17 protein-coding genes and 1 riboswitch are annotated in these 25,320 nt (G+C 73.1%); of the genes, 12 read left to right on the top strand and 5 right to left on the bottom strand.

From position 1 onward, the window contains the following. The first annotated feature begins 82 nt into the window (after positions 1-82). Complete coding sequence (locus ACFPZN_RS36255) at positions 83-1,264, top strand: FKBP-type peptidyl-prolyl cis-trans isomerase (RefSeq protein WP_378286971.1); 1,182 nt, start codon at positions 83-85, stop codon at positions 1,262-1,264. A 250-nt stretch (positions 1,265-1,514) separates the two neighbouring features. Then, positions 1,515-4,511, top strand: coding sequence for a transglycosylase domain-containing protein (locus ACFPZN_RS36250; RefSeq protein ID WP_378286970.1), 2,997 nt, complete (start codon positions 1,515-1,517; stop codon positions 4,509-4,511). 110 nt (positions 4,512-4,621) lie between these two features. On the opposite strand, the gene ACFPZN_RS36245 is transcribed toward ACFPZN_RS36250, so the two are convergent. Next, positions 4,622-5,005 (bottom strand): hypothetical protein, encoded by a 384-nt coding sequence (locus ACFPZN_RS36245; RefSeq protein WP_378286969.1) that lies wholly within the window; start codon positions 5,003-5,005, stop codon positions 4,622-4,624. A 50-nt stretch (positions 5,006-5,055) separates the two neighbouring features. Next, a riboswitch (SAM riboswitch) is annotated at positions 5,056-5,172 on the top strand. Between the two features lie 68 nt (positions 5,173-5,240). Here ACFPZN_RS36245 and ACFPZN_RS36240 point away from each other — a divergent pair. The 4 genes from ACFPZN_RS36240 to ACFPZN_RS36225 all read left to right on the top strand — a co-directional run bounded on the left by ACFPZN_RS36240 (position 5,241) and on the right by ACFPZN_RS36225 (position 11,558). Continuing rightward, positions 5,241-6,578 carry an aminotransferase class V-fold PLP-dependent enzyme gene (locus tag ACFPZN_RS36240; RefSeq protein WP_378286967.1) on the top strand — a complete coding sequence of 446 codons (1,338 nt, stop codon included), beginning with the start codon at positions 5,241-5,243 and terminating at the stop codon, positions 6,576-6,578. A 251-nt stretch (positions 6,579-6,829) separates the two neighbouring features. Then, the gene (locus ACFPZN_RS36235) at positions 6,830-10,117 is read left to right on the top strand and encodes an SseB family protein (RefSeq protein WP_378286966.1); all 3,288 of its coding nucleotides are present in this window, start codon (positions 6,830-6,832) and stop codon (positions 10,115-10,117) included. Further along, positions 10,114-10,482 carry a hypothetical protein gene (locus tag ACFPZN_RS36230; protein WP_378286965.1) on the top strand — a complete coding sequence of 123 codons (369 nt, stop codon included), beginning with the start codon at positions 10,114-10,116 and terminating at the stop codon, positions 10,480-10,482. The genes ACFPZN_RS36235 and ACFPZN_RS36230 overlap by 4 nt, the downstream gene beginning before the upstream one ends. 98 nt (positions 10,483-10,580) lie before the next feature. Then, complete coding sequence (locus ACFPZN_RS36225) at positions 10,581-11,558, top strand: hypothetical protein (protein WP_378286964.1); 978 nt, start codon at positions 10,581-10,583, stop codon at positions 11,556-11,558. Between the two features lie 10 nt (positions 11,559-11,568). Here the strand turns inward: ACFPZN_RS36225 and ACFPZN_RS36220 are convergent, their stop codons facing one another. Then, a complete protein-coding gene (locus tag ACFPZN_RS36220; protein ID WP_378286962.1) occupies positions 11,569-12,390 on the bottom strand; it encodes a TrmH family RNA methyltransferase in 822 nt (273 codons plus the stop codon). A gap of 34 nt (positions 12,391-12,424) precedes the next feature. After that, a complete protein-coding gene (locus ACFPZN_RS36215) occupies positions 12,425-13,474 on the bottom strand; it encodes an endonuclease/exonuclease/phosphatase family protein (RefSeq protein WP_378286961.1) in 1,050 nt (349 codons plus the stop codon). Between the two features lie 274 nt (positions 13,475-13,748). Between ACFPZN_RS36215 and ACFPZN_RS36210 the strand changes: the two genes are divergently transcribed. From ACFPZN_RS36210 to ACFPZN_RS36200, 3 genes are all read left to right on the top strand, one after another. Continuing rightward, positions 13,749-16,136: a substrate-binding domain-containing protein gene (locus tag ACFPZN_RS36210; protein ID WP_378286960.1), complete on the top strand. Its 2,388-nt coding sequence runs from the start codon at positions 13,749-13,751 to the stop codon at positions 16,134-16,136. A gap of 301 nt (positions 16,137-16,437) precedes the next feature. Further along, positions 16,438-17,988 carry an RNA polymerase sigma factor gene (locus ACFPZN_RS36205; protein WP_378286959.1) on the top strand — a complete coding sequence of 517 codons (1,551 nt, stop codon included), beginning with the start codon at positions 16,438-16,440 and terminating at the stop codon, positions 17,986-17,988. A gap of 366 nt (positions 17,989-18,354) precedes the next feature. Next, on the top strand, positions 18,355-19,782 hold the full coding sequence (locus ACFPZN_RS36200) for an RNA polymerase sigma factor (protein WP_378286958.1): 1,428 nt from the start codon (positions 18,355-18,357) through the stop codon (positions 19,780-19,782). 88 nt (positions 19,783-19,870) lie between these two features. Here the strand turns inward: ACFPZN_RS36200 and ACFPZN_RS36195 are convergent, their stop codons facing one another. Continuing rightward, positions 19,871-20,977, bottom strand: coding sequence for a phosphotransferase family protein (locus tag ACFPZN_RS36195; RefSeq protein WP_378286957.1), 1,107 nt, complete (start codon positions 20,975-20,977; stop codon positions 19,871-19,873). Between the two features lie 527 nt (positions 20,978-21,504). On the opposite strand from ACFPZN_RS36195, the gene ACFPZN_RS36190 reads away from it, so the two are divergent. Beyond that, positions 21,505-22,572: a hypothetical protein gene (locus tag ACFPZN_RS36190; protein WP_378286956.1), complete on the top strand. Its 1,068-nt coding sequence runs from the start codon at positions 21,505-21,507 to the stop codon at positions 22,570-22,572. Here the strand turns inward: ACFPZN_RS36190 and pdxR are convergent. After that, the gene (gene pdxR / locus ACFPZN_RS36185; protein ID WP_378286955.1) at positions 22,508-23,890 is read right to left on the bottom strand and encodes a MocR-like pyridoxine biosynthesis transcription factor PdxR; all 1,383 of its coding nucleotides are present in this window, start codon (positions 23,888-23,890) and stop codon (positions 22,508-22,510) included. The two genes, ACFPZN_RS36190 and pdxR, sit on opposite strands and share 65 nt — an antisense overlap. 68 nt (positions 23,891-23,958) lie before the next feature. Here pdxR and ACFPZN_RS36180 point away from each other — a divergent pair, with 68 nt between their 5' ends. Together ACFPZN_RS36180 and orn are read left to right on the top strand one after the other, a co-directional pair. After that, positions 23,959-24,606: a pyridoxamine 5'-phosphate oxidase family protein gene (locus ACFPZN_RS36180; protein WP_378286954.1), complete on the top strand. Its 648-nt coding sequence runs from the start codon at positions 23,959-23,961 to the stop codon at positions 24,604-24,606. 54 nt (positions 24,607-24,660) lie between these two features. Then, positions 24,661-25,260: an oligoribonuclease gene (gene orn, locus ACFPZN_RS36175; protein ID WP_378286953.1), complete on the top strand. Its 600-nt coding sequence runs from the start codon at positions 24,661-24,663 to the stop codon at positions 25,258-25,260. Positions 25,261-25,320 lie beyond the last annotated feature (60 nt).

Genomic DNA, 25,320 nt, shown 5'->3' with positions numbered 1-25,320 from the left:
CCCTGTTTTCACAGCCTTCTTAGGTCCACGGTGGCAGGGTGTGACCTCGTGGTGTCGTCGAGCCCGGAGCGAGTGAGGAAACATGTCCGAGGATGACAAGCCCCGGGGTGAGCGTACGGTCAAGGCCAAGGCCAAGCTGCCGAACGCCAAGAACATCCGGAGCCCGGAGTTCACCCCGCACGGGATCAGCGGCGGCAGCCGCAGCCGCGGCCCGCGCCCGTCGGGCAAGACCGCGGCGCAGGCCAAGCGGCAGCGGATGGCGGGGATCTCCGTCGCGGTGGTCGCCGTGGTGGCCGTCGCCTGGGCGATCAGCTACACCCAGGGGCACCGGTTCCTCCCCGACTCGGTCCCCGACTACCTGAGCCGTCCCGGGCCGGAGATCAAGGCCACCGGGGCGCTCGGCTCGGCGCCCAAGGTGAGCATTCCCAAGAACCTCCAGCCGACCGGGCGGCTCAACGTCACCACCCCCATCAAGGGCACCGGCACCAAGATCGCCAACGGGGACACCACGCTGGTGAAGTTCACCTTCTACCAGTGGGCCAAGAGCACCGACCCGGACAAGCCCGACGAGAGCACCAACAAGAAGCTCAGCTCGTCCTGGGAGCGCCCGGCGGGCCAGCAGGTGCTGCCGATGACCATCGGCAAGACCGAGCTCAAGGGCCTCGACAAGGGCCTGGCCGGCCAGACCGCCGGCAGCCGGGTGATCCTGGAGATCCCGCCCAAGGAGGGCTTCGGCGAGCAGGGCCAGCAGCTCGGCCTGCAGAGCGGCGACTCGGTGGTCTTCGTGGTGGACGTGCTGGCCTCGTACCCGAAGAACGCCGAGGCCAAGGGCACCCCGAAGCCGCTCGACGACAAGGACCTGCCGACGGTCGGGGCGGTCGAGCCGGGCAAGGGCCCCAAGGTCACCATCCCCAAGGCCGACCCGCCGGAGAAGATGCAGGTCAAGACCCTGATCGAGGGCACGGGACCGGCCACCACCAAGGACGACGTGGCCGTGGTCCACTACAAGGGCCTGATCTGGCGCGACGGCAAGCAGTTCGACTCCAGCTGGGAGAAGGGCGAGCCGGCCACCTTCCCGCTCAACGCCACCGAGGGCATGACCGGCTTCTTCAAGGGCCTGCAGGGGCAGAAGATCGGCAGCCGCGTGATGCTCCTCCTGCCGCCCGGGGACGGGTACGGCAAGGAGGGCAACCCGCAGGCCGGGATCAAGGGGACCGACCACACCGTCTTCCTGGTCGACATCCTGGGCACCGTGCCCAAGTGACGGCCGCCTAGAGCGCGCCTGGCGCGGTTCCGCGACATCGGACGGCGGGGCATCCGGAGGGGTGGCCCGCCGTCCGGCGTTCCGCGCGCCCCGGGAGCGGGGCACGGAAACGAGGCCCGGTAACGATCACGACAACCGTTCGGGCTTCCGGGCCGTCCTTATTGAGGGAAAGCCATGGCAGTGCGCTTGACCCGCCGAACCCGGCGAACCCCTCGGGTATCGTCGGTAACAAATGAATCACGGGGGGCTTGTGAGCAGTAATGATGAGGGCCCGGCCGCGGGCGGCAGGGTGAAGGGCACCGCCCCGGACCACATCAAATCCGACAAATCCGAGAATGACGACATCGCCGCGAACATGAATGACAACGGCGTCCCCGGCACGACCGGGACCGGCACCGACGACCACCCCGACCCCGCGGACGAGGCCACCTTGGCCGACACACCTCCGGACGAGACTCCCGTGGACGACCCCCCGGCGGACGAGGCGCCCAGGGACGAGGCGGCGCCCGAGGACGAGACGCCTCCGGACGACCCGCCCCTCGGCGAGACCGTCCGCGACGGAACCCCGATCGTCGACGACGACACCACCGGCACGGACGCTCCCCGGGACGAGGTCACGGACCCGTCCGAGAAGCCTCTCCCGGACCAGGCCCCCGACCTGGACGAAGGCACCGGCCTCGGCTCCGATTCCGGTACGACCCGCGATTTCGAGCCCGTCGACGCCCTCGAAGCCCCCGTCCTGAACGGGCAGGAGGCGGCCACCGAGACCACCGGCACCGGCGAGGCCGCCGAGCCCGCCGCCGACCCCGCCACCGAACCCGCCACCGAGGCGGAGGCCGCGCCGCAGACCGCACCGGCCCCCCTCGACGACCCCGCCCCCGCCCCCTCGGAGCCCCTCTCCCCCGCCCCCGCCGAGCCCGCCCCCGCCGGCGGCTCCGACGCGACCTCCGTCGGCTCCGGCGGCGCCGAGCGCCCGGCCGAAGACCGCACCGCCACCGTCGCCTCCCCCATTGCCGCGTCCCCTGACGCCCCTCCCGGGAAGAAGGGCAGGCGCGGCAAGAAGGGCGCGGGCAATGGCGCGGGCAGCGCCCCCGGAAAGGGCGGGGGCGGCGGTAAGAAGCCGCCCAAGAAGAAGCGCAGCAGGCCCGTCCGTTACGCGCGCCGCACCCTGTTCGCCGTTCTCGCATTCCTCGGGTTCGCGGTGGCCGCGTTCGGCGTCGCCTATCTCCTGACGCCCGTCCCCTCCCCGCAGCAGCAGGCCATCGCGCAGGGCCCGACGTTCTACTACGCCGACGGCAAGACGGTGATCGCCAAGACCGGCACCAACCGCGACGCCGTGCCGATCAAGCAGATCCCCGAGGGCGTGCGCGACGCGGTGATCGCGGCCGAGAACCGCAGCTTCTACGAGGACCCCGGGGTCTCGGTGCGGGGCACCGGGCGGGCGTTCTGGTCCACGGTCACCGGCGAGCAGCTGCAGGGCGGCTCCACCATCACCCAGCAGATGGTCCGCAACTACTACGGCGGCATCGGCAAGGAGCGCTCGGTCACCCGCAAGCTCAAGGAGATCATGGTCTCCCTGAAGGTCGGGCGGGAGAAGTCCAAGGACTGGATCCTCGAGCAGTACCTCAACACCATCTTCTTCGGCCGCGACGCCTACGGCGTCCAGGCCGCCGCCAAGGCGTACTACGGCAAGGACGTCAGCCAGCTGACCCCCGCGCAGGGCGCCTTCCTCGCCGCGGCGATCCAGCAGCCGAGCAACTTCGCCGAGCCCGAGGGCCAGAACCGCGTCTACGCCGAGCAGCGCTGGCGGGCCGTGGTGAACAACATGGTCCGGGACGGCGCGGTCACCCAGGCCGACGCGGCGGCGATGACCTTCCCGATGCCGGTCAAGCAGAAGATCACCAACATCCTCAAGGGCCAGAAGGGCTACATGGTCAATGTGGCCAAGAAGGAGCTGATCGAGCGCCGCGGCTACAGCGAGGACGAGATCAACCGCAGCGGGTTGAAGATCACCACGACCTTCGACAAGCGGCTGATGGACGCGGCGCGCCGCGCGGTCACCGCCAACGCCCCGGCCGGGATGAGCAAGAAGATCCGCACCGGGATGGTGTCGGTCGACCCGGCGACCGGGCAGGTGCTGGCGTTCTACGGCGGGCGCGACTACCTGGTGGAGGCGCTGAGCAGCTCGTTCGGCGACTGGGCGCAGGCCGGGTCCGGGTTCAAGCCGATCGTGCTGGCCACCGCGCTCGACGACGGGATGAAGCTGTACGACTCGGTCGACGGGTCCTCGCCGCAGTACTTCGCCGGCACCCCCGTCCGCAACGACAGCGGCCGCAGCTTCGGCTACGTGAACCTGGTCGGCGCCACCCAGAACTCGGTCAACACCGCCTACATCCACATCGGCCAGAAGGTCGGCCTCGACAAGGTGACGGCGATGGCCGAGAAGATGGGCATCCCCAGGAGCCAGCTCACCGCCAACGGCGCCAACACCGCGCCGACCTTCCCGCTGGGCGTCATCTCGGTGCACCCGGTGCAGCAGGCCGGGGTGTACGCCACGTTCGCCTCCGAGGGCCAGCACCGCACCCCGTTCGTGGTGAAGTCGGTGACCGACAACAAGGAGCACACCCGCACGTTCACCGAGAAGGGCGAGCGGGTCTTCAGCCAGCAGGTGGCGCGGGACGCCACGTACGCGATGCAGCAGGTGGTCCGCGGCGGCACCGGCACCGGGGCGCAGCTGGCCGACGGCCGCGACGTGGCGGGCAAGACCGGCACCACCGACGCGGGCCGGGCGATCTGGTTCAACGGGTTCATCCCGCAGATGGCCACGACGGTGTCGATGTTCCGCAGTGACAGCAGGCCGCTGAACATCCCCGGGTACGGGACGTACGGCGGTGCCCTTCCGGCCCAGGTGTGGCGCACCTTCATGGCGGACGCGGTCTCCATCATGAACTACTCGCCGAAGTCGTTCGGGTCGCCGTCGGTGACCCCCGGCGGCGGGTACTCCGGGCAGCCGTCCGACCGTCCCGGCGGGCCGCCGGCGACCGGGCCCGGCCCGTCGCGCCCGCCCGGCTCCGAGGGGCCCGGCCGCGAGCCCTCGACCCCGCCCACCGACGACGGCCCCGAGCTGCCGCTGCCGCCCGAGCCCGGTGACCCGGGCGATCCCGGCGGCGGGGGCGGTGACCCCGGCGATCCCGGCGACCCCGGTGGTGGGGGCGGCGGCACCGATCCCGGCCGACTACGCGGATGAGAGAAGGGGCCCGGCGGAAACGCCGGGCCCCTTCCTCGTCACCCGAGACGACGCGCCTCGGCACGGTGCCACGCTCGGCCGCCGCGCGCTCGACCGCCAGGGGCGGCGGGTCAGGCGCAGGCGCGGCCGATCCGCTGCGGCGTCTGGGTGATCACCGTGTTGAGCTGGGCGGCGTCGCCCGTTCCGACCGAGGTGGCGGCCCCGCGCAGGCGGCCGCCCTCCTCCTTCAGCGCCTTCTTGAGCTCGGGGTTCTCGGCCTGGCCCGACAGCCCCTCGACCTTTCCGGCGAGCTGCTCGGTGGCCTGCTTCCATTGCTCGGGCTTGTTCGCGGCGACGCTCCTGACCTGGGTGATGTACTGCTCGAACGCCTTCCTGGTGTCGGCGCAGACCTGGGCGGAGTTGTCGCCTCCCAGAAGCCCGCACCCGCCCAGCAGCCCGGGAGCGCCGAGCGCCAGCACTCCCCCGGTCAGCGCTCGAACCGCCGCGTTCCTCATCGCATCCCTCTCTTTGCTCCCCGTCGGCACCCGCATATACTTCCGCATTAGGTCATGAGCGTCAGCGACAAGCCCCGGCTTGCTGACCGGCAACCCTTCGTCCGCGATGGGGTGCCCCGGGTGAGGACCTGGCCGGACGCGAACCCGCGTCCCGGCAAGCGCGGATCCCACCCGGTCGCGGCCGTCAGGGCCGGACACTCCATGGGGTCCCCGGGACCCTGGGAGGGTCGCACGCATGTCGTCCGCCGGTATCTCCACGCTCGTTCCGTCCGCTCCGGCGCCCCGCACCCCCGTACCGCCGCGTGAGCCGAGCGTCCCCCGGCACGAGCCGGACCTCCCGCGCGTCATCGGGACCGGCGCGCCGGTCCCCCTGGACGACGGCGGCAGCATCGCCTACGCCAACTTCGACTACGCCGCCAGCGCCCCCTGTCTGGAGGCGGTGCACGAGGCCGTCACCCGCACGCTGCCGTACTACAGCAGCGTGCACCGCGGCGCCGGATACGCCTCGCAGGTCACCACCGACGCCTACGAGAGCGCGCGCGAGACCGTACGCGGGTTCCTCGGGGCCTGGACGCGCGCGGCGGTCGTCTTCACTCGCAACACCACCGACGCGATGAACCTGCTCGCGCACGCGGCCCCGCCCGGCACCACCGCCGTCGTGTTCGAGACCGAGCACCACGCGAGCCTGCTGCCCTGGCGGCGCGCCGTGCGGCTGCCCGCCCCCGCGAACCCGGCCGAGGCGATCGAGGCCGCCGACCGGGCCCTGGCGGCGGCGCCGGCCGGGCCGAGGCTGCTGGTGGTCACGGCGGCGTCGAACGTGACGGGCGAGGTGTGGCCGATCGCCGAGCTGGCCCGCACGGCGCGGCGGCACGGGGCGCGGATCGCGGTGGACGCCGCCCAGTACGTCCCGCACCGGCCGTTCGACATGACCGCGCTCGGCGTGGACTACGTCGCCTTCTCCGGGCACAAGCTGTACGCGCCGTTCGGCGCCGGGGTGCTGGCGGGCCGGTCGGACTGGCTGCGCGCCGCGGAGCCGTTCCTCAAGGGCGGCGGCGCCAGCGACTCGGTGAGCGCGCACGGCGACCGGGTCCGCTGGTCCGCGGACGCGCAGCGGCGGCACGAGGCGGGCACCCCGAACGTGCTGGGCGCCATCGCCCTCGCCGCCGCCTGCGACACCCTCGCCGCGACCGGCTGGGACGCGCTGGTCCGGCGGGAGGAGCGGCTGCTGGCCAGGCTGCGCCGCGGCATCGCCGCGCTGCCGGGCGTGCGGGAGCTGACGCTGTGGGGCACGGGCGTGCCTCGCGTCGGGATCGTGTCATTCGTGGTGGACGGGTGGAACGCGCGCGACGCTGCGCTTACGCTGTCGGGGTCGTACGGCATCGGTGTCCGGGACGGGAAGTTCTGCGCCCATCCGTTCGTCGGGCACCTGCTCTCCGGCGCCGCCGCGGACGGCGCTGGGTGCGGCGAGGGCGACACGGCGGTGCGCGCCAGCTTCGGACTGGGGACGGGTGAGGAGCACGTCGACCGGCTCTTGCGGGCGCTGGCCGAGCTCGTCCGGGAGCCGCGCGGCTGAGGCTCGTTCCCCGGCCGCCGGACGGTGCGCGGGGCGGATCGTCCGCCGGGCGGAGCGTCGCCGGGGGCACTTTGGTCCTGTTCGCCCATGTAGCGTAAGGCGAGTCCGTAACTTGCGCGTCAAGAGCCCGGTCATCGGGCCCGGGACGGGCAGGATTGAGCCTCGCCGGGTCACCGGCGGTGCTCGGACGAGGGCGGCGCGACGGCGGCGCGGGATTGACGCAGGCGTGACTGATACAGGGGGTGGCGATCGTGGCCGACGCGTGGCGACCCACGTCGGAACTCGAGCGCCGACTACAGGAGACGGTGCGGGCCGGGGACCAGGAGGGCTACTTCCGCGTCCTCGCGGAGAGCGAACTGGTGATCCCGGTGCCGCCGGACCTGGCCGACGAGGTGCTGGCCGACCGGGCCCAGGCGACCTGGCCGGTGCAGGAGGAGGAGGGCCGCACGCACGTGCTGGCCTACACCTCGGCGGCGGCGATGCGGGAATGCCTCGGGCCGGCGTACCGGCACTTCCTGACGCTGAGGTTCAGCGACCTCGCCGAGACGTGGCCGGACACCCGGTGGTGGCTGGCGGTCGACGCGCCGGCGCGCGGGGCGGACGAGGTGGTGCTGCCCATCGAGTCGCGCCTGCCGTCGTGGTTCATCAAGCAGGTGGTGGAGGGCGACAGCCGTCCGCCGAAGGTCGGCCGGGGCATGGCCGATCCGCTGCGTGACGGCCGGCGGGCCCCGGCGCACGCGGCGGGCAAGGGCCTGGGCAAGCACGCCGCCCCGCCCGTCCCGGCGGCTCCGCCGAGCCCGCCGAGTCCGCCCGTTCCGTCGGCTCCGCTCGACGCGGTGGAGCGCGAGCACAACGCGCAGCCGCCGTCCCCGCCTGCTCAGACGCCGCCGCCACCGGTGGGTGCAGAGCCCGGCGTGCCCGTGCAGGAAGGCGCCCCGGCCGTACCGCCGCCCGCGCCCGACGCGCCCGCTCCGGACGCGCCGCCCGACGGCCTGTCGCAGCTGCCCGAGGGCGGGGTCGCCGCCGCGCTCGGCGCCGACACGACCGTGCCGCCGCCCGACGCCGCCGACGCCACGCGGCTCGACACCCCCGCCATCCCGGCGGACGCGACCGAGCCCCCCGCCGCCACGGCGCCCGCCGGTGCCGACGGGGCGCCCTGGGAGGAACTGCAGGAGCAGCACCGCGACCTGCCGCGCGCGGAGCCCCGGCGGCCCGAGTTCCGTCCCGCCAACGAAGTCGAGCGCTCGCTGCTGCGCGCCGCCGCCAACAACGACCACGACCTGTTCCTCCAGACGCTGGCGGACGCGGAGGTGCTGCTGCCGATCCCGGAGGACATGGACTACCTGCTGCGGCCCGGCCGTCCCGGGTTCCCGTGGCAGACGCGGGAGATCGACGGGGCGACGGTGATCCCGCTGTTCACCTCCAGGGAGCGCCTGGTGGAGGCCGCCGCGACCGCCGGAGCGGGCACCGACTACATCACGCTGCCGTTCACCGTCGTGCTGCGCTACTGGCCGGACCGCGACCGGCCGCTGGCGATCAACTCCGGTTCCCCCGCGGGCGGGACGATCCTGGCCGAGCAGCTGTCCGGCCTGGCGACCTGGGCGGACCAGCGCGCGGCCCGCCGCATGTCGGAGTCCTTCGAGCCGCAGAACGACGTCGAGCAGCGGCTGTTCGACGCGGCGCTGCGCCGCGACACCGACGCCTTCTTCAAGGTGCTGCTGGGCGCGCAGGTGCTCGTCCCGGCCGAGCAGGAGACGCCGTGGGGCATCGCGCCCGACGGCGCCGAGTTCCCGTGGCGCCCGGTCCCCGTCCACGGCAAGGTCTCCATCCAGCTGTTCACCTCGCTCAAGTGGATGACCGAGGCGATCGGGACGTCGCGGTTCGTGATGCCGAGCCTGCTGGAGATGGTGTCGGCCTGGCCGGACACCGAGTGGACGCTCGTCCTGAACCCCGGCACGCCCATCGACGCGACGATGCCCGGCGAGCAGGCCCGCGCGCTCAGCGGCCCGGCGCGCTCGGACGCCGCCGCCGCGGCGCCGCCCGCCGCCCAGCCGGAACCGGAAACGGAACCGCGACCGCAGCCGGAAGCGCAGGCGAAGGCCGAGCCGCAGCCGGAGCCACCGCGGCAACCGCTGCCCGAGCCGGTGCCCGCGCCCGAGCCGCTGCCCCAGGACGCCGCCGCGCCCGTCCCCCCACCGGCGGACGCCCCCGCGGCGCCCGAGCCCGAAGCGGCCGAACCGCAGGACGTGCCCGCCCCCGCACCGCCCGCCCCCGTACCGCCCGCCCCCACGCCGACGGAGCCCATCCGCGCCGAGGACCCGCCGCCCGAGACGCGTCCCGCGCCGCCGGAGGCCGAGTTCGAGCCCGGCAACCGCATCGACCAGGAGCTGTACGAGGCGGCGCTCGCAGGCGACTCCGACGCGTTCCTGCGGGTGCTGCTGGCCGCGAACGTGCTGGTCCCGATCCCCGCCGACGCGCCGCTGGAGGTCACCCCCGTCCAGCGGGAGTTCCGCTGGGAGGCGGCGCTGCGCGGCGACTCGGCCGTGCGGGTGTTCACCTCGCTGGTCCGGCTGCGGGAGGTGCTCCCGGAGTCCCGGTTCGTGTACGCCGACTTCCGCGAGCTCATCGGCTCCTGGCCGCACGTCGACTGGGCCATGCTCCTCAACACGGGCACCCGCATCGGCGCGTCGCTCCGCGGCGACCAGGTGCAGGCGCTCAGCGAATGGGCCGTGCGGGTCGGGCTCGTGCAGCCGCGCCCCGAAGTCCCGCCCCCTCCGGCGGCACCGGCCGCTCCGCAGCAGCAGCCGCACCCGCCGGCGGCACAGCCGCCGCCGGAAGCGCACACGCCCCACCCCGTCGCCGGCGCCACGGCCACCGACGTGCCGCTGCCCGCCGTCCACGACCAGGACGCCCCCGGACCGCAGGCACCGCCGCCCGCGCCCGAGCCGGAACGCCCGGCGCCCGCACCGCTGCCCGAACCCGAAGGCGACCGCGTCGCCCATCCCACGATCATGCAGAAGGTCGTGTCGCACCGGCACGTCGAGTGGTACCTGGAGCAGGGCTACGACCGCGTCGGCGGCTTCGTCCACCCCACCTCCGACGTCGCCGAACTGCAGACGCCGATCCAGCTGTACGAGGCGCTCGGCCTGCTCTACGACGACTCCTCGTTCCAGCCCGGCGACCAGGGCGTGCACGTGATCCGCTGGCCCGCGTACTGCCCCGACCTGTACCGCATCCCGTTCGGCGGGCAGACCGAGGAGGAGCTGGCGGCCTGGGGCGAGGACGGCTGGGTCATCGAGCGCGCGCCGTTCCACGGCGGCGGCTTCGCGCCCGGCAGCGCCGGCTCCATCCGCGAGTACAAGGTCGACAGCGTCCGGCTGCCGTACGGCGCGGAGATGTACTACCTGGCCGAGGACCGGACGGAGCGGTTCGTGGCGATGTACGATCCCGACCGGCTCGCCTGGCTGCGCCCGGAGACCGGCACGCCGGGCTGGCAGGAGGGCTGGGAAGGCCAGGCCGGACAGGGGGCGGCACAGTGATCCGCGACGGCTACCTCGCGCGCTGGCTCGGCCGCGAGTTCGAGGCGTCCCCCGGCGCCGACGGGGAGATCCGGCTCTACACGCCGGAGCCCACCGACGGCTTCGAGGAGCTCCGTCCCGGCCGCTTCCGTCGCGTCGTCCCGGCCTCCGAGGTGGAGGAGCTGCGGTACATCCGCACCATCTGCCGGTGGCGCGGCGAGCGGTTCGTCGTCGTGGGCGAGCATGACGGCTGGCTGCGCGTCGAGTACAGCGGGGGCCGCGCCCCGGTCGCCGAACATCTCGGCCTGGACCGGATCGACCACGGCGTGTGGCAGAGCTGGGCGCCGCGCGCCGAGATCGAGGATCTGCAGGAAGAATTCATCTGATCGTATGAAGATGCGGACGACGGGTTGCCTTGACCCACCCATCCGTGTTCGCATGATTGCTGCGACCAACGCGACGGCGCGACGGAGGTGCTGGGGCTGTGCTTCCCCGGTCGACAGGCAAACCGGTCTTCATCGGGCTCGGCACGGCGGCGATCCTCGCCGTCGGCGCCGCACAGGTCCAGGCGGCGGCCCCCGAGGACGACCTCAAGCCCGCGCTGGAGGTCGTGCTCGACGCGGCCAAGGAGGCCAGGGCCGGGACGATCGTGGAGTTGCCCGCGTCGGTGAAGGCCGTCAACGGTGACGCCGAGGTCGTCAAGGTCACGTCGCTGACGGCCGTCGCCGAGCCCGCGACCGGCGTCGACATCAACCTCAAGGGCGCGTGCGTGCCGAGTTGCGACCTGACGCCCAAGCTCACCCCCGCCGACGATGGCCAGGTCATTCCGCTCACCTCGGTGACGGTGCCCAAGGACATCACGAAGACGACCAAGGTGACGGTGACGTTCACGGTCGACTCCTCCACCACCGAGGAGAAGGTCGCCACCAGCACGGTCACGTACACGCCGGTGAGCACGCCGACACCGACGCCGACGAAGACGCCCACGAAGAAGCCGACGCCGACCAAGACGCCGAAGCCGACGCCCACGCCGACGAAGTCGTCCGACAAGGACGATGACGACAACGACTCGGGCGGGTCAAGCGGGTCCGGGTCGGGGTCCTCGTACGCGCCGCCGACGCCGAACGGTTCGTTCAACACGCCGAGCGCTCCGGCGAGCCCGCAGGTGGCGCTGCCGCCGATCGCACCGCCGAGCCCGTCGGTGGCGCCGCAGACGGCGCCGACCCCCGAGAGCCGGCTGCGCAACAACACGGCGCCCGTCGCGCAGGACCTCACCTTCGAGCGGATGGCGAGCACGCAGATCGCGTGGCTGGCCGCGCTGCTGGTCGCGTTCTCGCTGCTGATGACGCAGTTGCGGCTGGGCCGCCGCCGGACCGTTCCGGTGTCGGCGCGGACGGCCCGCGCGGCCGGACGGTCCAAGGGCCACCACCGGCGCCCCCGCCGCGGCCTCTTCGGGAAGTGAGCGCGGCGGCTCAGGAGCGCATCAGGGCGTGACAGGCGATGGCCGCCGCGGCGACCACGTTGAGGGAGTCGACGCCGTTGGCCATGGCCGTGCCGCTCATGGGGATGCAGACGCGTTCGTCGGCTTCGGCGAGCCAGCGTGACGAGAGCCCGTCGCCCTCGGCCCCGAGCAGCAGCGCGACGCGTTCGCCGAGGGCGGCCTTGTCGAGCGGCACGGCCGACTGGTCGGGGGTGAGCGCGAGCAGCGTGAACCCGGCCGCCTCGCGGAGCGCGTCCAGTCCGTCGCGCCAGTTGGTCATGCGGGCGTAGGGGATCGCGAAGACGGCGCCCATCGAGACCTTCACGGCGCGCCGGTAGAGGGGGTCGGCGCAGCGCGGCGACAGCACGATCGCGTCGATGCCGAGCGCGGCCGCGCAGCGGAAGATGGAGCCGACGTTGGCGTGGTCGACCAGGTCCTCCAGGACGAGGATGCGGCGCGTCCCGGCGACGGTGTCCTCGACCGGCGGCAGCGGGAGCCGTTCCATCGAGGCGAGCGCGCCGCGGTGGACCTGGAATCCGGCGACGGCCTCCACGGTGGCGTCGTCGGCGACGTACACCGGGGCGTCGACGGTGTCGAGCAGGTCGGCGAGGGGCTCCACCCAGCGGCGGGCCATCAGGAAGGACCGCGCGGGGTACCCGGTGCCGACGGCGCGGCGGATGACCTTCTCGCCCTCGGCGATGAACAGCCCGTGCTCGGTCTCCAGGCTCTTGCGCAGGTTGACGTCGCGCAGCCGCACGTAGTCGGCCAGGCGCGGGTCCCCCGGGTCGGAGACGGGAACGAGTCGGGCGGCCATGCTCCAATTCTGCCCGGTCGGCCTCCGGGCCCCGTCAGGGGAGGCGGATCTCGGCGACGACGGCGCGGTGGTCGCTGCCCCGGACGTCGTGGACGGTGAATCCGGTCACGGCGCAGCGGCGGTCGAGCAGGACGTGGTCGAGGGTGAGGGGCGGCTGCGGTCCGCCGAGTCCCCAGGTCGGGATGAGCCCGGCGCCCGCGCGGTCGGCGGCGTCGGCGTAGCCGCGGCCGATCAGTTTCCGCAGCGTGGCGTGGTCGAGGGTGGCGTTGAAGTCGCCCGCGAGGATCCGCACCGGCTCGCTCCCGCCCGGAGCGGACGGGAGCAGTTCGATGTCGTGCTTCCAGGCCATGTAGGCCCGGGACGTGATCGGCGGCACCGGGTGCACGGCGGTGACCTCCACCGCGCGTCCTCCCGGAAGGGTGAGCGCCGCCCTGGGTGTGGCCATCTGGGTGGGGCCGGGCGGCGGCAGCTCGCGCAGCGGGAGGCGGGAGTAGAGGCCGGAACCGGACGCGCCCCAGCGCGCGTCGAGCACGGCGTGCGGCAGCAGCCGCGACAGTCCGGCGCGCTCGTAGCGCCCGGCCGCCCCGGGACTGAGTTCCTGCACGCTGAGCACGTCGGGGCGGGCGCGCCGGACCAGGTCGACGAGCGCGTCCGCGTCGGCCTCGCCGACGAAGAGGTTGACGCTCATCACGCGGAGCGCCGGGCCGTGCGCGGCGGGCTGGCCGCCTCCGACCGCGCGCGGCGCGACCGACGCCACCAGTGCCAGCGCGATCGCGGCGGCCGTCGCCGTCGCCCACCACCGGCGGGTCAGCAGCGCGACCAGGACGGGGATCGGTGAGGCGGCGACCACGAACGGGGTGACGGCCAGCAGCGGCGCGGCGGCCGCGCCGACACCGGGGATGCGGTCGCCGCCCGCCAGCCGCAGCACGGCCCAGCTCCCCCAGCCGACGACGCCCGCCCAGGCCAGCAGCGGCCGCCAGCGGGCGGGCTCTTCCACACGGAAGGCCGGCTTCGGGACGGCCTTCCGCTCCGCGGATCGCGGCTGTTGCCGCGGCTGCTCCTGCGGCACTTCTGTGTCGCTCACGGCATCCCCTCGTCGGCCGCGCGCCCTCGCGGGCGAGACGCTCCGTCCCCCTTGGAGCCCTCGTCCGTCTGATGCCCGGCCGGGGCGGGAAGTTGCCGTGCCGTCGCGTACGGCTTCGAACGCGGTGCGTGACAACACCGACGGCGATCGTCGGATCCTACAGAGTCAAGCGGATGACCTGCATGGTCTTCCGATATGAGTTCTTTGTAACCTTCCGTTCGTACTACTACAGTGCCGGGGAACATCGAGGGATTCGGGTGAATCGAGGGCAATCGTGAGTGGACGTCATAGAAATGACATCCCGGACGAGCCGCCGGGCGGTGACGGGCATGACGCGTCCAGGCCCGTCTTCGGTCCTGCCAACGACGGTTCCTCCGACTGGTTCGGCGCGCCGCCGGGCCGGCCCGCGCAGCCCATCCCCCAGAATCAGGCCGGACCACCGGGCGCACCGGGCGGCGCCGATGAGCCCGACTGGTCCGTGCAGCGTCCGCCGGGAGGCTCGCCGTTCTCGGGTGCTTCCGACGCGGGCGGGTACGGCCTCGGCCGCGGCTCGTCCAGCGGCGGGTACAGCGCGGCGTCCTCTCCTCTCGGCGCTCCGGTTCCCCCGGAGCCTCCCGGTTCCGGGTACAGCGAGTACGACTCGATCCGCAGTTCCGACGGCGGTCCGACCGGGCCGGGCAGGCCGTCGTCGCCGTACGGCGGAGCGCCCGCTTCCGGCCCGTACGGCACGGGCGGCTCGGGCGGCTCGGGCGGCTCTGGCGGAACGGGCGGCGGCTCGGGCGGATACGGCGGTTCCCAAGGCTCCGGCGGCTACGGCGGCCCAGGAGGTTCGGGCGGGTATGGCGGCTCGGGCGGCTACGGCGGTCCGGGCGGACCGTCCAGTTCCTCGGGCTCGGGCGGTTACGGCACCGGCGGTTACGGGACGCGCCGCAAGAAGCGGCGCAGCGCCACCGCGCTCATCGGCCCGATGGCGGGCGCCGTCGGCCTCGCGGTGCTGCTCGGCGTGGGCGTGTACGCGTTCGCGGGGGCCGGCGCCGACTGCGACAGCGGCGACGCCATCACCCTGAACGTGGCCGCCGCCCCCGACATCCAGCCCGCCGTCGTCAAGGCCGCCGAGCGCTTCAACAACGCGAAGAACGAGTCCGGCGGCAAGTGCGTCCAGGCCACCGTCGCCAAGTCCGAGCCGGCGGCCGTCACCACGCTGCTGTCCGGGCAGGGCGTGGCGACCGGCTCCAACCAGCGCCCCGACGTGTGGATCCCCGACTCGTCCCTGTGGACGTCGCTGGTCGGCAGCTCGGAGAAGGGCAAGGACGCCGTCCAGACCACCAAGACCTCCGTCGCCAGCAGCCCGATCGTGGTCGGGCTGCCGCAGACGCTGGCGTCGCAGCTCAAGCGGCAGGGCGTCACCGCGACGCCGTCCTGGGACAACCTGCTGAAGGCCGCGGGCGGCACCGCGGGCGGCGGCGTCACCAAGAACCAGATGATCCCGCAGGGCGCGGTGCGGCTGCTGGTGCCCGACCCGGTCCGCAACGGCGCGGGCATGGGCGCGCTGATGGTGACCAGCACGCTGCTCACCAACGACCCCAACCGCGAGTCCATCTTCACGGGGATCGTCCGCACCGTCCGCGAGAGCACGCTGCCGACCGTGGACGCCCAGTTCGCCCAGTTCAGGAAGGGCCGTACCGGCAAGCAGCCGATCTCGCTGTCGTCGGAGCAGGCGTTGTGGACCTACAACCGGAAGGGCCCGGCCGAGCCCGCGGTGGCGCTGTACCCGATCGAGGGCACGCTGTCGATGGACTACCCCCTCGCGGTGACCGCCGACGACGACGCCAAGCGCGCCGCGGCGCGGCAGTTCGAGCGGGCGATGAACAGCGAGGCGACCCGCAACGACGTGCGCGCGCTCGGGTTCCGCGCCGCCGACGGCAAGGCGCCGACCGGGTTCGACGCCAGGCTCGGGGTGAGCCCGTCCCGGCCGCGCCAGCTGCCGGCGCCCAAGGCGAGCGACGTGGCGGCGGTCATGCAGTCGTGGGCGAAGCTGTCGCTGAGCCTGCGCATGCTGACGCTCATCGACGTGTCCGGTTCGATGGCCGAGGTCGTCGGGCCGAACACCAACCGGCTGCAGGCCATCGCGCAGGTGTCCCAGGGCGGCCTGGCGATGATGTCGAACGACACCGAGCTCGGCCAGTGGCTGTTCTCCACCAACATGCAGGGGCGCCAGGACTGGCGGGAGACGGTGTCGATCGGCCCGCTCGGCGAGCGCATCGGCTCCATCACGCGCCGCCAGCTGGTGCTGTCCACGCTGCAGCAGATGCGTCCCAAGCCCGACGGGGACACCGGCCTGTACGACGTCGTGCTGGCCGCGTACAAGAAGATGAGCGACACCTACAAGCCCGAGTTCGGCAACTCGATCCTGCTGCTGACCGACGGCAAGAACGACGACGACAACGGACCGACGTTGAAGGAGACGCTGGCCAGGCTGGAGGACATGAAGGACCCCAACAAGCCGATCCAGGTCAACATGATCGGGTTCGGCGACGGGGTGGACCGCAATGAGCTGGAGAGGATCGCGAAGGCGACCGGCGGCGCGACGGCGGTCGCGATGACCCCGCAGGAGATCTCGAAGATCTTCCTTCAGATGCTCTCCCGGCGCATCCAGAACTAGTCCATCCCTTCCCCCAGCACCGTCCCTGACCTGGAACTCTCCCTCTCGGCCCCGTCGGCTCCGAAATCTCCGAGATTTCTCGGCCAACCCGTGTCAACCAGACGCGGGCGCCGCTCGTCTTGTATTCGGAGGCCCGACGGGGAGCGGGGCCGTCGGGCCTCCGACCTACCCGCGCACGAGGGCGGGGCAGTCCCCGGTCAGGGGCAGACGAGATCCGCGGAGCGATCGCCCGGCGATCCCCCGGATGTGGTTTCACAGGCCGTCGAACGGCCGCTGATGTCTCCCCCCGCAGGAGGACCTTGTGTCCGGTTGGTCCAGTTCCGGTTGGCCGAGTCCCGACCGTGCGGACGACGAACGCCTGGCGCGCTCGCTCGCCGCCGGGAACGACGCCGAAGCCCTCATCCAGCTCCTCGACCGTTATGCAGCGCGACTGTACGACTACTGTCACGCTCTGCTGCGCGACCAGGAATCGGCCGCCGGCGCGCTGCACGACGCCGTTCTCGCCGCGTACGCGCACGCCGGTCGGCTGTACGACCCCTCCCTGTTCCGCGGCTGGCTGTACGCGCTGGTCCGCAACGAGTGCCTGCGCCGCCTGCACGACCCCGACCGTCCGGCCGAGCGCTTCGAGGCGCCCGAGGTCGAGGACATGTTCCTGGACGCCGACGAGCGGGCGCAGCGCCAGGAGACCCGCAGGCTGGTGCACAACGCGCTGGCGGGGCTGCGCGGCCGCGAGCGCGAGGCGCTCGACCTGCTGCTGCGGCACGGGCTGGACACCGTGGAGATCGGCGGGGTACTGGGCGTCCCGTCCCACGAGGCCGAGCAGCTGGCGGCCGAGGCGCGGCACCGTCTCGACGGCGCGCTCGCCGCGGTCGTCATCGCCCGCGACGGGCGCGGTGACTGCCCGGCCGTCGCGGCGCTGACCGAGGGCGGCGAGTGGCCGCTGCCGCAGGCGGTCGCGCGCAAGGTGATCCGGCACATCAACACGTGCGCGACGTGCACCGAGCGGCGGCACCGCACGGTGTCCACGGCGGGGCTGCTGCAGGCGCTGCCGGTCGCGCTGATGCCCGCCGACCTGCGCGGGCGGATCCTGGCCACGGCGACCGACCCCGCCTACGCGGGCGACCTGGCGTCGATCGCGTACGCGGCGGAGCCGTTCGACGGGCACGGCTGGCCGCTGCCCGCCGAGCGCGCCGCCGCCGGTGGTGGTGGCGGCGGTGGCGGTGACGGAGAGCCGCGCCGGTCCGGGACGCCGCGGCTGTGGCCGGCGATCGCCGCCGCGGCGGCGGTGATCGTCCTGGCGGTGGGGGCGTTCATGGTGCTCCCGGGTTCCTCGGACGACCGCACGGGCGCCGTGGGCCCGAGCGCGGGCTCCTCCGCGCCGGGGCCGTCGGAGTCGCCCGCCGACCCGTCGGAGTCGCCGTCGGAGTCGCCGACGCCGACCCCGACCACCACGTCCCCGACACCGACGCCGACGGTGACGACGCCGACCCCGACGCGCACGCGCGCGTCCCGGACGCCGACGCCGACCAGGTCGTCGAGCCGTCCGTCCGTCGGCACCCTGTCGGTGTCGGGCTGCACCATCGAACGCGGTGAGCGGGCCTGCCCCATCACGGTGCAAGCCGTGGGCGGAGCGGTGAACTGGGCGGTCATCGGCAGAAGTGGCGGCGTCCAGGCGGGCGGCGGCGGGCGGCTGGCCGCGGGCGCGTCGACGACCGTGATGGCATCTGGTCCGGGCTGCGACGGCGGCTCGGGTACCGGCTCGGTCTCCTTCTCACCCGGCGGCTCGGCGGCCGTGAGCTGGGAGTGCCGTGACAACGACGGCGGCGGCCAGCCCGGTGGCCCCGGCGGCTGAGCGCAGGGCCGACCTGGGCCGGCCGCCCCGGCTTGGTGGAAGGCGACGACCCCCGGACCTCCGGGGGTCGTTTTGTACGGAACGCTCCATACCTCCGCCTCCCCGAAGTTTTTCCGATTCGTCATGTATTCAGAAACCGGCCCGTGACGTGCTGTTATGACCACGGGCCGTGTTACACCGGTCACACGAATCCCACAAGATGCAGAAATCTCTCCTATTTGGTGGCAAGATCGGGCAACCGGAGCGCCATGACAAGCGTCAGGGCCTCCTCGGGGGCAATCCGAGATCACCGATCACCTGGGGGCGATTCCCGTGTCCGCTGGGCCAGGTCCCGGTCAGTTCGACGATCCTCGGCTGGCGGATGCGTTGCGTGCCGGCGACGTCATCGCGCTCACCGAGGTCTACGACACCTACGCGCCGTTCCTCTTCGACTACTGCCACGGGTTGCTGCGCGACCGCGTGGAGGCGGCGGGGGCGCTGCGCAACACGCTGATCATGGCGCGCGAGCACGTCGGCCGCCTGAGCCAGCCGGAGCGGCTGCGCGGCTGGCTGTACGCGCTCGCCCGCAAGGAGTGCATGCGCCGGCGGGAGAGCCCGAACCGGCACACCGGGCAGGAGGCGCCCGAGGCCGACGACGGCGACCTCACCGAGGAGCAGCTCTCCCGGCGCGAGGAGCGCCGGGCGCTGGCGCACAGCGCGCTGGCCGCGCTGAGCGGACGCCAGCGCGAGGCGATCGACCTGGCGGCCCGGCACGAGCTGGACGCCACCGACCTGGCCGGGCTGTTCGGCATCCCGCCGGACGAGGCCGCGCAGCTCCTCGACGAGACCCTCGAGGACCTCGGCATCGCGCTGCACGCCGCGCTGATCGCCCAGAACCACTGGGAGGACTGCCCCAGCGTCTCCGCGCTCACCGAGTCGTGGCCGCTGGCGCCGCAGGCCGCCCGGTCGCTGATCCGGCACGTGGACAGCTGCCCCACCTGCGGCGGCCGGGACACCCCGCCGCTGCCCGCCGACCGGCTGCTGGCGGTGCTGCCCATCGCGGCCATCCCCGGCGAGCTGCGGCTGGACGTCCTCACCGCGGCGACCGCCGCCGACCGCGCCGACAACCGGCGGGCCATCGCCGCCTACGCCGAGCCGTTCACCGCCCGCGGCTGGCCCGTCCCCTACCAGCCGCCCCCGCCGCGCGCCCGCGACCGCGGCGCCGCCGGAGGGCGCCGCAACGGCCGGCTGGTGGCCGCGATCGGCGGCGGGGTCGCCGCCATCGCCCTCGTCGCGGTCGCGATGACCGCCATCGGCGGGGCGGGCGCCAACGAGAACACCGGCGCGACCGGCCCGGAGTCGCCCGGCACGTCGGCGGACCCGTCGGGTCCCGGCCCGGACCCGTCCCTCCCCGGCGGCGTGGACCCGAGCGAGTCGGTGTCGCCGTCGGTGTCCTCGACCAGCGCCTCGCCGTCGGAGAGCCCGTCGCCGTCGGAGACCCCGACGACCGAGTCGCCCACGCCGCGGCCCACCACGTCCAAGCCCAGACCGCCGCGGCCCGGCACGCTGTCGGTGGCCGGCTGCAGCATGGGCGTGAACGAGTCGTGCACCATCCGGATCACGGCGGTCGGCGGCGCGGTGAACTGGACCGTCACCGGGGCCTCGGGCGAACTCAGCGCGGGCGGCTCCGGACGGCTGGGCGCGGGAGAGTCCACCGGCGTCCGGGTGTCCCGCACCAACGGCTGGTGCTGGGGCAAGCGGAGCGGCTCGGTGTCGTTCTCGCCCGGCGGCTCGGCCTCCGTCTCCTACTGCTGAGACGGGACGGGGCCGGCCGGGCGATCCGCCGCCCGCCCGGCCCCGCGTCCCGTCCGGCCGTCCGGCCGCGGCCGGACGCCGGCTCAGTTCACCAGACCGAGCCCGCGTCGAGGATGTCGTGCGCGCGGCCCAGCAGCACCGGGACACCCTCGCCGATCTTCTCGAACCCCTCGCCCACCGTCGCCTTCTGCAGGTAGCGGGCGTGGATGCCCTCCAGGATCGCGGCGAGCTTGAAGCAGGCGAACGCGACGTAGAAGTCCAGCGCGCCCAGGTCGAACCCGCTCAGCTCCGCGTAGCGCTCGGCGAACCGGCGGCGGGAGTGGAACCCGGGCGCCATGGTGATCGTGCCGCCGACCGGCAGGATCACCTTCTCGGAGTCGGCCGCCTCCGCCCAGTAGACCAGGGTCAGGCCGAGGTCGGACAGCGGGTCGCCGAGCGTCGACATCTCCCAGTCGACCACGGCCGCGATCTCGGGACGCGGCTCCAGCCGCGCCAGCGCGTTGTCGAGCCGGAAGTCGCCGTGCACCAGCCCGGTGAGCCCCGCGGGGCCGTCCCCGCCCTCCGGGATGCGCTCGGCGAGCCGCGCGACGAGCCGGTCGTACTCGGGCAGGTCGCGTTCGGCGCCGGTGGCCCGGACGGCCTCCTGCGAGCTGTCCCACTGCTTGCCCCAGCGCCTGAGCTGGCGGGCCATGTACCCCTGGGCCCGCCCGAAGTCCTCCAGGCCGGTCGCCGCCAGGTCCACCGTGTGGATCGCGGCGAGCGCCTCGGCCAGCCGCTCGCTGAGGGCGGCGGCCTGCTCGGGCGTCATGCCCGCGGCGTCGTCCCTGGACCGCAGGACCCGGCCGTCCACGAAGTCCATCAGGTAGAAGCGCGCCCCGATGACCTCCTCGTCGTCGCAGAACGCCAGCGTGGCCGGCACCGGCACGTCGCTGCCCCCGCCGAGGGCGGACAGCACGCGGTACTCGCGGCCCATGTCGTGGGCGGTCGGCAGGACGTGGCCGAGGGGCGGGCGGCGCAGCACGACGCGGCGGCCGCCGTCGAGGGTGATCCCGTAGGTCAGGTTGGACCGCCCGCCCGCGATCAGGTCGATCGCGGTGATCCGGCCGGTGCCGGGGAGCGTGCGTGCCAGCCAGTCCGCCAACCGGGGGACGTCGATGCCGGGGACCCCGGCCGGAAGTTCAGCGTCAACGGTCATGACCCATTATTAGAACGCTGCTCGGTCGGCCATGGGAAGCCCACCCCCCCGGCGAGACCGGGCGACCGCCTCCCCGCACCGCCCCATCCGGCCCGTCCGGCCCGTCTCGCCCCGCGGCCCCTCCTGGGTGGCGGCAACGGATGATCTCCGTAGCCGCTTCGTAACTCCTCGGCCACTTCTGGCCGTTCGCCGCAAGATACTTTCGGGACGGCTGACTTCCGTCCACCACCTGCGTCAACGCCGTACCGCCCGGCACCGGGCGCCTCGCGGCCGCCTCAACGCGGTGTCCCGAGGGTAATTCACCATGCCCGGAGGGTACGCAGCGGCCCCCATAGTCGATCAAAATGGGACCCACTGGACAGCCCCCCTGTCGTCCGTCGAAACAGCCCACGGGCGGCAGGCTGGACTTATAAGTCCGGCTGGGCTACGAACGAGGACTAGAACGAGCAACTACACCATTCGGGGCCAGACCGCCCGATTGGGGGGGACACACCGTGGCAGACGCATGGCTGCCGAGAGTAGGCCGCATGCCCGTGAAACAGGACGGTGGAGCCTTGCGAGGGGGTGCGCCGCGCGTCGTCTGGTTCAGCAGCGAGTCCGACCCCCGCGTGGTCTCGGCCCGCTCCGTCGCCGCCGACCTGCTCCGCGAGGAGACGCCGGCGCACCTGGTATGGAACCCGTGCTCGGGGGAGATCATCCAACTGGTCCCGGTGACCCGTGCCGGCGGGCTGCTGGAGGGCACGGTCGGCCACGAGGGCCGGGTGTGCGTGCAGGTGATGGTGGTGGGCCATGCCCGCGACCCGTTCACGGGCACGCTGCTGCACGGCCTCGACACGATCATGGGCTGGCTGGACGCGTGGGGGGTCGTCCGGCGCTGGCCGGCCGGTCCGCCGCTGCCGTCGCCGCAGTCGTACCACTCCCAGCGGGGCCGCCGGGACTGGGCGCGCGGCGGCCACTTCGGCGCGTCCCAGGTGCCCGGACTGCACCGGCCCGACCCCGGCGGCATCGACATCCGGCGCGTCACCGGCCCCGACACCCCGGTCACCGCGCTCCCGAGGCAGCGTCCGATCCCGGCACAGCAGGAGCCCCGGCCCGTGCCGGTTGGGGAGGCACCGCCGGTGGGGGACGCACCGCGGCCGGTACCCATGCGGGACTCTCCAGACTTTGTGCCCCCGCAGGACACCCCTGAACCCGTACCCGCCGGCGCAGTCCCCGCCGTCGCCGGATCCGTCACGGGGGGCACCGCAGGGGGCTCGGCGGAGGGCTCGGCCGGGACGAACGGAAGTTGCGTGGCCGTCCCACTACCGCGGAGGGCCGCCCCTCTGGGAGCGGTGGTGTCCGTCGCCCAGCACTATCCCCTGGACCCCCTGGGAAACATCACCGATCCCGTGGAGCCCGCGAGCGTGCCCCAGGCGAAACCAGAGGACACCAAGGCCGTGCCCCTCTACCCCAGGAGCACACCCCCACCGCGCCGGATCTCCGCACCGCTGGCGACCTCGGCCCCGTCTCCCTCGGACGGCGCGGCGGCCCCTATACCCGCACCCCCTCCATCAACCGGAACGCCAGTTCCCGAACCAGCGAGCATGCGGTCCTGAGCTCACCCGTGCTCGCCGCCGCTCCATAACCGACCACCAGCCCGGACACACCCCGGGCCTGGGCGTAGTGGCGTTCGAGGTCGTCCAGCAGCACCCCTTGCCGGTACGCCTCGCGCACCACTTTCCTGGTCACCGCCGCCGGCATCTCCACCACCAGATGGAGGCCGGCGGTGTCCCCGCGCAACGGCATGCCCTCCAATGCCCGCGTCACCTCCGCCCGGCGGCGCGCGTACTCGGCACGCATGCGCCTTACATACCGCTCCAGGTCTCCGCGTTCGAGCAGGACGCGGAGCGCCTCCTGAGGACCGACGGCCGTACGGTCGCTGAGCTCCTCCCTGCGACGCGCGACGGCCTCGACGAGGTCGGGACGGGCCACCAGCCAGCCGACCCCCATGTTCGACGTCAGGATCTTGGACGAGGTACCGAGATAGACGACCACCTCGGGATCGAGGCCGTAGAGGGCGGGGAGCGGTGCGACGTCGTACCGGAACTCCCCGTCGTAGTCGTCCTCAACGACCAAGGCGCCCGTGCGCCGGGCCCAGCCCAGCAGAGCCTGGCGGCGCGGCACGGGAAGCACCCCTCCCAAGGGGTACTGGTGGGACGGCGTCGTGTAGACCAGTTTCAGGTCCTCGGGGAGCCCGTCCACGACCAGCCCCTGCCCGTCCACCGGGCACGGCACCACTTCCATGCCTCGCGCCTGCAGCACCTGGCGAGCCTTGACATAGCCCGGCTCCTCCACACCCACTCTGTCCCCGGGGCCCAGAACAGTGGCCGCGAGCAGGTCCAGCCCGTTCGTGGCACCTCTGGTGACCAGAAGCCGTTCGGCGGTGCACGCCACGCCTCGGCTGCGGCGCACGTAGTCCGACAGGGCAACGCGCAGACCGTGCAGCCCCCACGGCTCCCACTTGAGGGGCGTGGTCACCGCCGCCGCCTGCCTCCAGGCACGACGCCACGCCGGCGTGTCCAATGCCCCGACCCAGGCGATCCCCGGCCTCAGATCGATCCGCGGCCCGTCCTCCTCACCACGCACGCTCGCCTCAGGCAAAGGCCGCACAGGGCTAGGCGGCGCGATGTCGGCGACGAACGTCCCCGACCCGTGCCTGCCCTCCAGCCAGCCCTCGGCGTACAACTGCCCGTAGGCCTCCATGACCACCGTCCGGCTCACCCCGAGCAACCCGGCCAGCGCCCTACTGGAAGGCAGCCGTTCCCCCGCCAGGAGCCGTCCCTCGCGCATCGCGGCCCGCAACTGCACCGCCAGCTGCTCGTTCAGAGGCTCGCCAGAGGCCCGCTCCACCGACAACGGCAGGTCGAAGGTCAAAGTGGTCTCCACGTATCGGCGCCAAGTGGCCCTTCATGCCATGCCACTTCTTTCCTAGCGTAGAACCCATGAGCAGCACACCCTTGTCGTCGACAGACCGCACCCGCCTCGGCCGGTACAGGAACGAACGCTCCCGTACCGACCGCTCCGCGCTCTACGAGATCCTCGACGAGGCGCGGATCTGCCACCTCGGCGTGGTCGTCGACGGCTCCCCCAGGGTCATCCCCACCGGATACGGCCGCTCGGGCGACACCCTGTACCTCCACGGCTCCACCGGGGCCAGCAGCCTCCTCGCGGGGCCGTCCCAGGACATCTGCGTCACGGTGACCCACCTCGACGGCATCGTGCTCGCCCGCTCCCTGTTCCACCACTCGGTGAACTACCGGAGCGCCGTCATCTACGGCACGCCCCACCGCCTCATCGGCGACGACGAGAAGCTCGAGGGCCTCCGCGCCATCACCGAAAGCCTCGCCCCCGGCCAGTGGGACCTGGCCCGCCGCCCCACCCCCAAGGAACTGGCCGCCACCACCGTCCTCGCCCTCTCCCTGCGGGAAGCGTCCGTCAAGGTACGCCAGGGCCCTCCCTCGGACGACGCCGAGGACCACGCCCTGGACGTCTGGGCGGGCGTCCTCCCCGTCCGGCAGGTCTTCGGCGACCCCGTCCCCGACCCCGCGCTCCGCCCCGGAATCCCCGTCCCGCCCCACCTCACCGGGTAAAGTCGATCAATACTCGATGACCCGCGCGGTCATTCCTGGTCGTAGGGTTGACCCATGAACGAGCGGCTGGTCTGGATCGACTGCGAAATGACGGGACTCGACCTGCGCGACGACGCGCTGATCGAGATTGCGGCACTGGTGACGGACAGCGAGCTCAACATTCTGGACGCGGGCGTCGACGTGGTGATCAAACCGCCGCAGGAGGCGGTCACCCAGATGTCCAAGGTCGTCCGCGACATGCACACCTCCTCCGGGCTCCTGGACGTCCTGCCCGGCGGCGTCACCCTGGCCGAGGCCGAGGAGACCGTGCTGCGCTACGTCCGCACGCACGTCAAGGACGCCAAGAAGGCCCCCCTGTGCGGCAACTCCATCGCCACCGACCGCTCGTTCCTGGCCCGCGACATGCCCGCGCTGGACGCCCACCTGCACTACCGCATGGTCGACGTCTCCAGCATCAAGGAGCTCGCCCGCCGCTGGTACCCGCGGGTCTACTTCGCCAGCCCGGAGAAGAAGGGCGGCCACCGCGCCCTCGCCGACATCACCGAAAGCATCCAGGAACTGCGGTACTACCGTTCTGCGATCTTCGTCCCGCATCCGGGCCCCGACTCGGAGACCGCGCGGTCCCTCGCCGCCCAGATCGTGGGCGACGCTTGAAAAACCGGGTGGCCAACCACCCTCCCGGAACCGCTACACTCTTTGAAGCCGGGTCGCGTC

The organism is Actinomadura rugatobispora (assembly GCF_042656285.1).
Classification (GTDB): domain Bacteria; phylum Actinomycetota; class Actinomycetes; order Streptosporangiales; family Streptosporangiaceae; genus Spirillospora; species Spirillospora rugatobispora.
Note: the sequence above shows the minus strand (reverse complement) of the source record. Positions and strands in the feature narration are given on the sequence as shown.

Coding starts and splice junctions, on each gene's coding strand:
- ACFPZN_RS36255 (WP_378286971.1), top strand. CDS start 83: ATGTCCGAGGATGACAAGCCCCGGGGTGAGCGTACGGTCAAGGCCAAG.
- ACFPZN_RS36180 (WP_378286954.1), top strand. CDS start 23,959: ATGAGCAGCACACCCTTGTCGTCGACAGACCGCACCCGCCTCGGCCGG.
- ACFPZN_RS36245 (WP_378286969.1), bottom strand. CDS start 5,005: ATGAGGAACGCGGCGGTTCGAGCGCTGACCGGGGGAGTGCTGGCGCTC.
- orn (WP_378286953.1), top strand. CDS start 24,661: ATGAACGAGCGGCTGGTCTGGATCGACTGCGAAATGACGGGACTCGAC.
- ACFPZN_RS36240 (WP_378286967.1), top strand. CDS start 5,241: ATGTCGTCCGCCGGTATCTCCACGCTCGTTCCGTCCGCTCCGGCGCCC.
- ACFPZN_RS36220 (WP_378286962.1), bottom strand. CDS start 12,390: ATGGCCGCCCGACTCGTTCCCGTCTCCGACCCGGGGGACCCGCGCCTG.
- ACFPZN_RS36190 (WP_378286956.1), top strand. CDS start 21,505: ATGCCCGTGAAACAGGACGGTGGAGCCTTGCGAGGGGGTGCGCCGCGC.
- ACFPZN_RS36195 (WP_378286957.1), bottom strand. CDS start 20,977: ATGACCGTTGACGCTGAACTTCCGGCCGGGGTCCCCGGCATCGACGTC.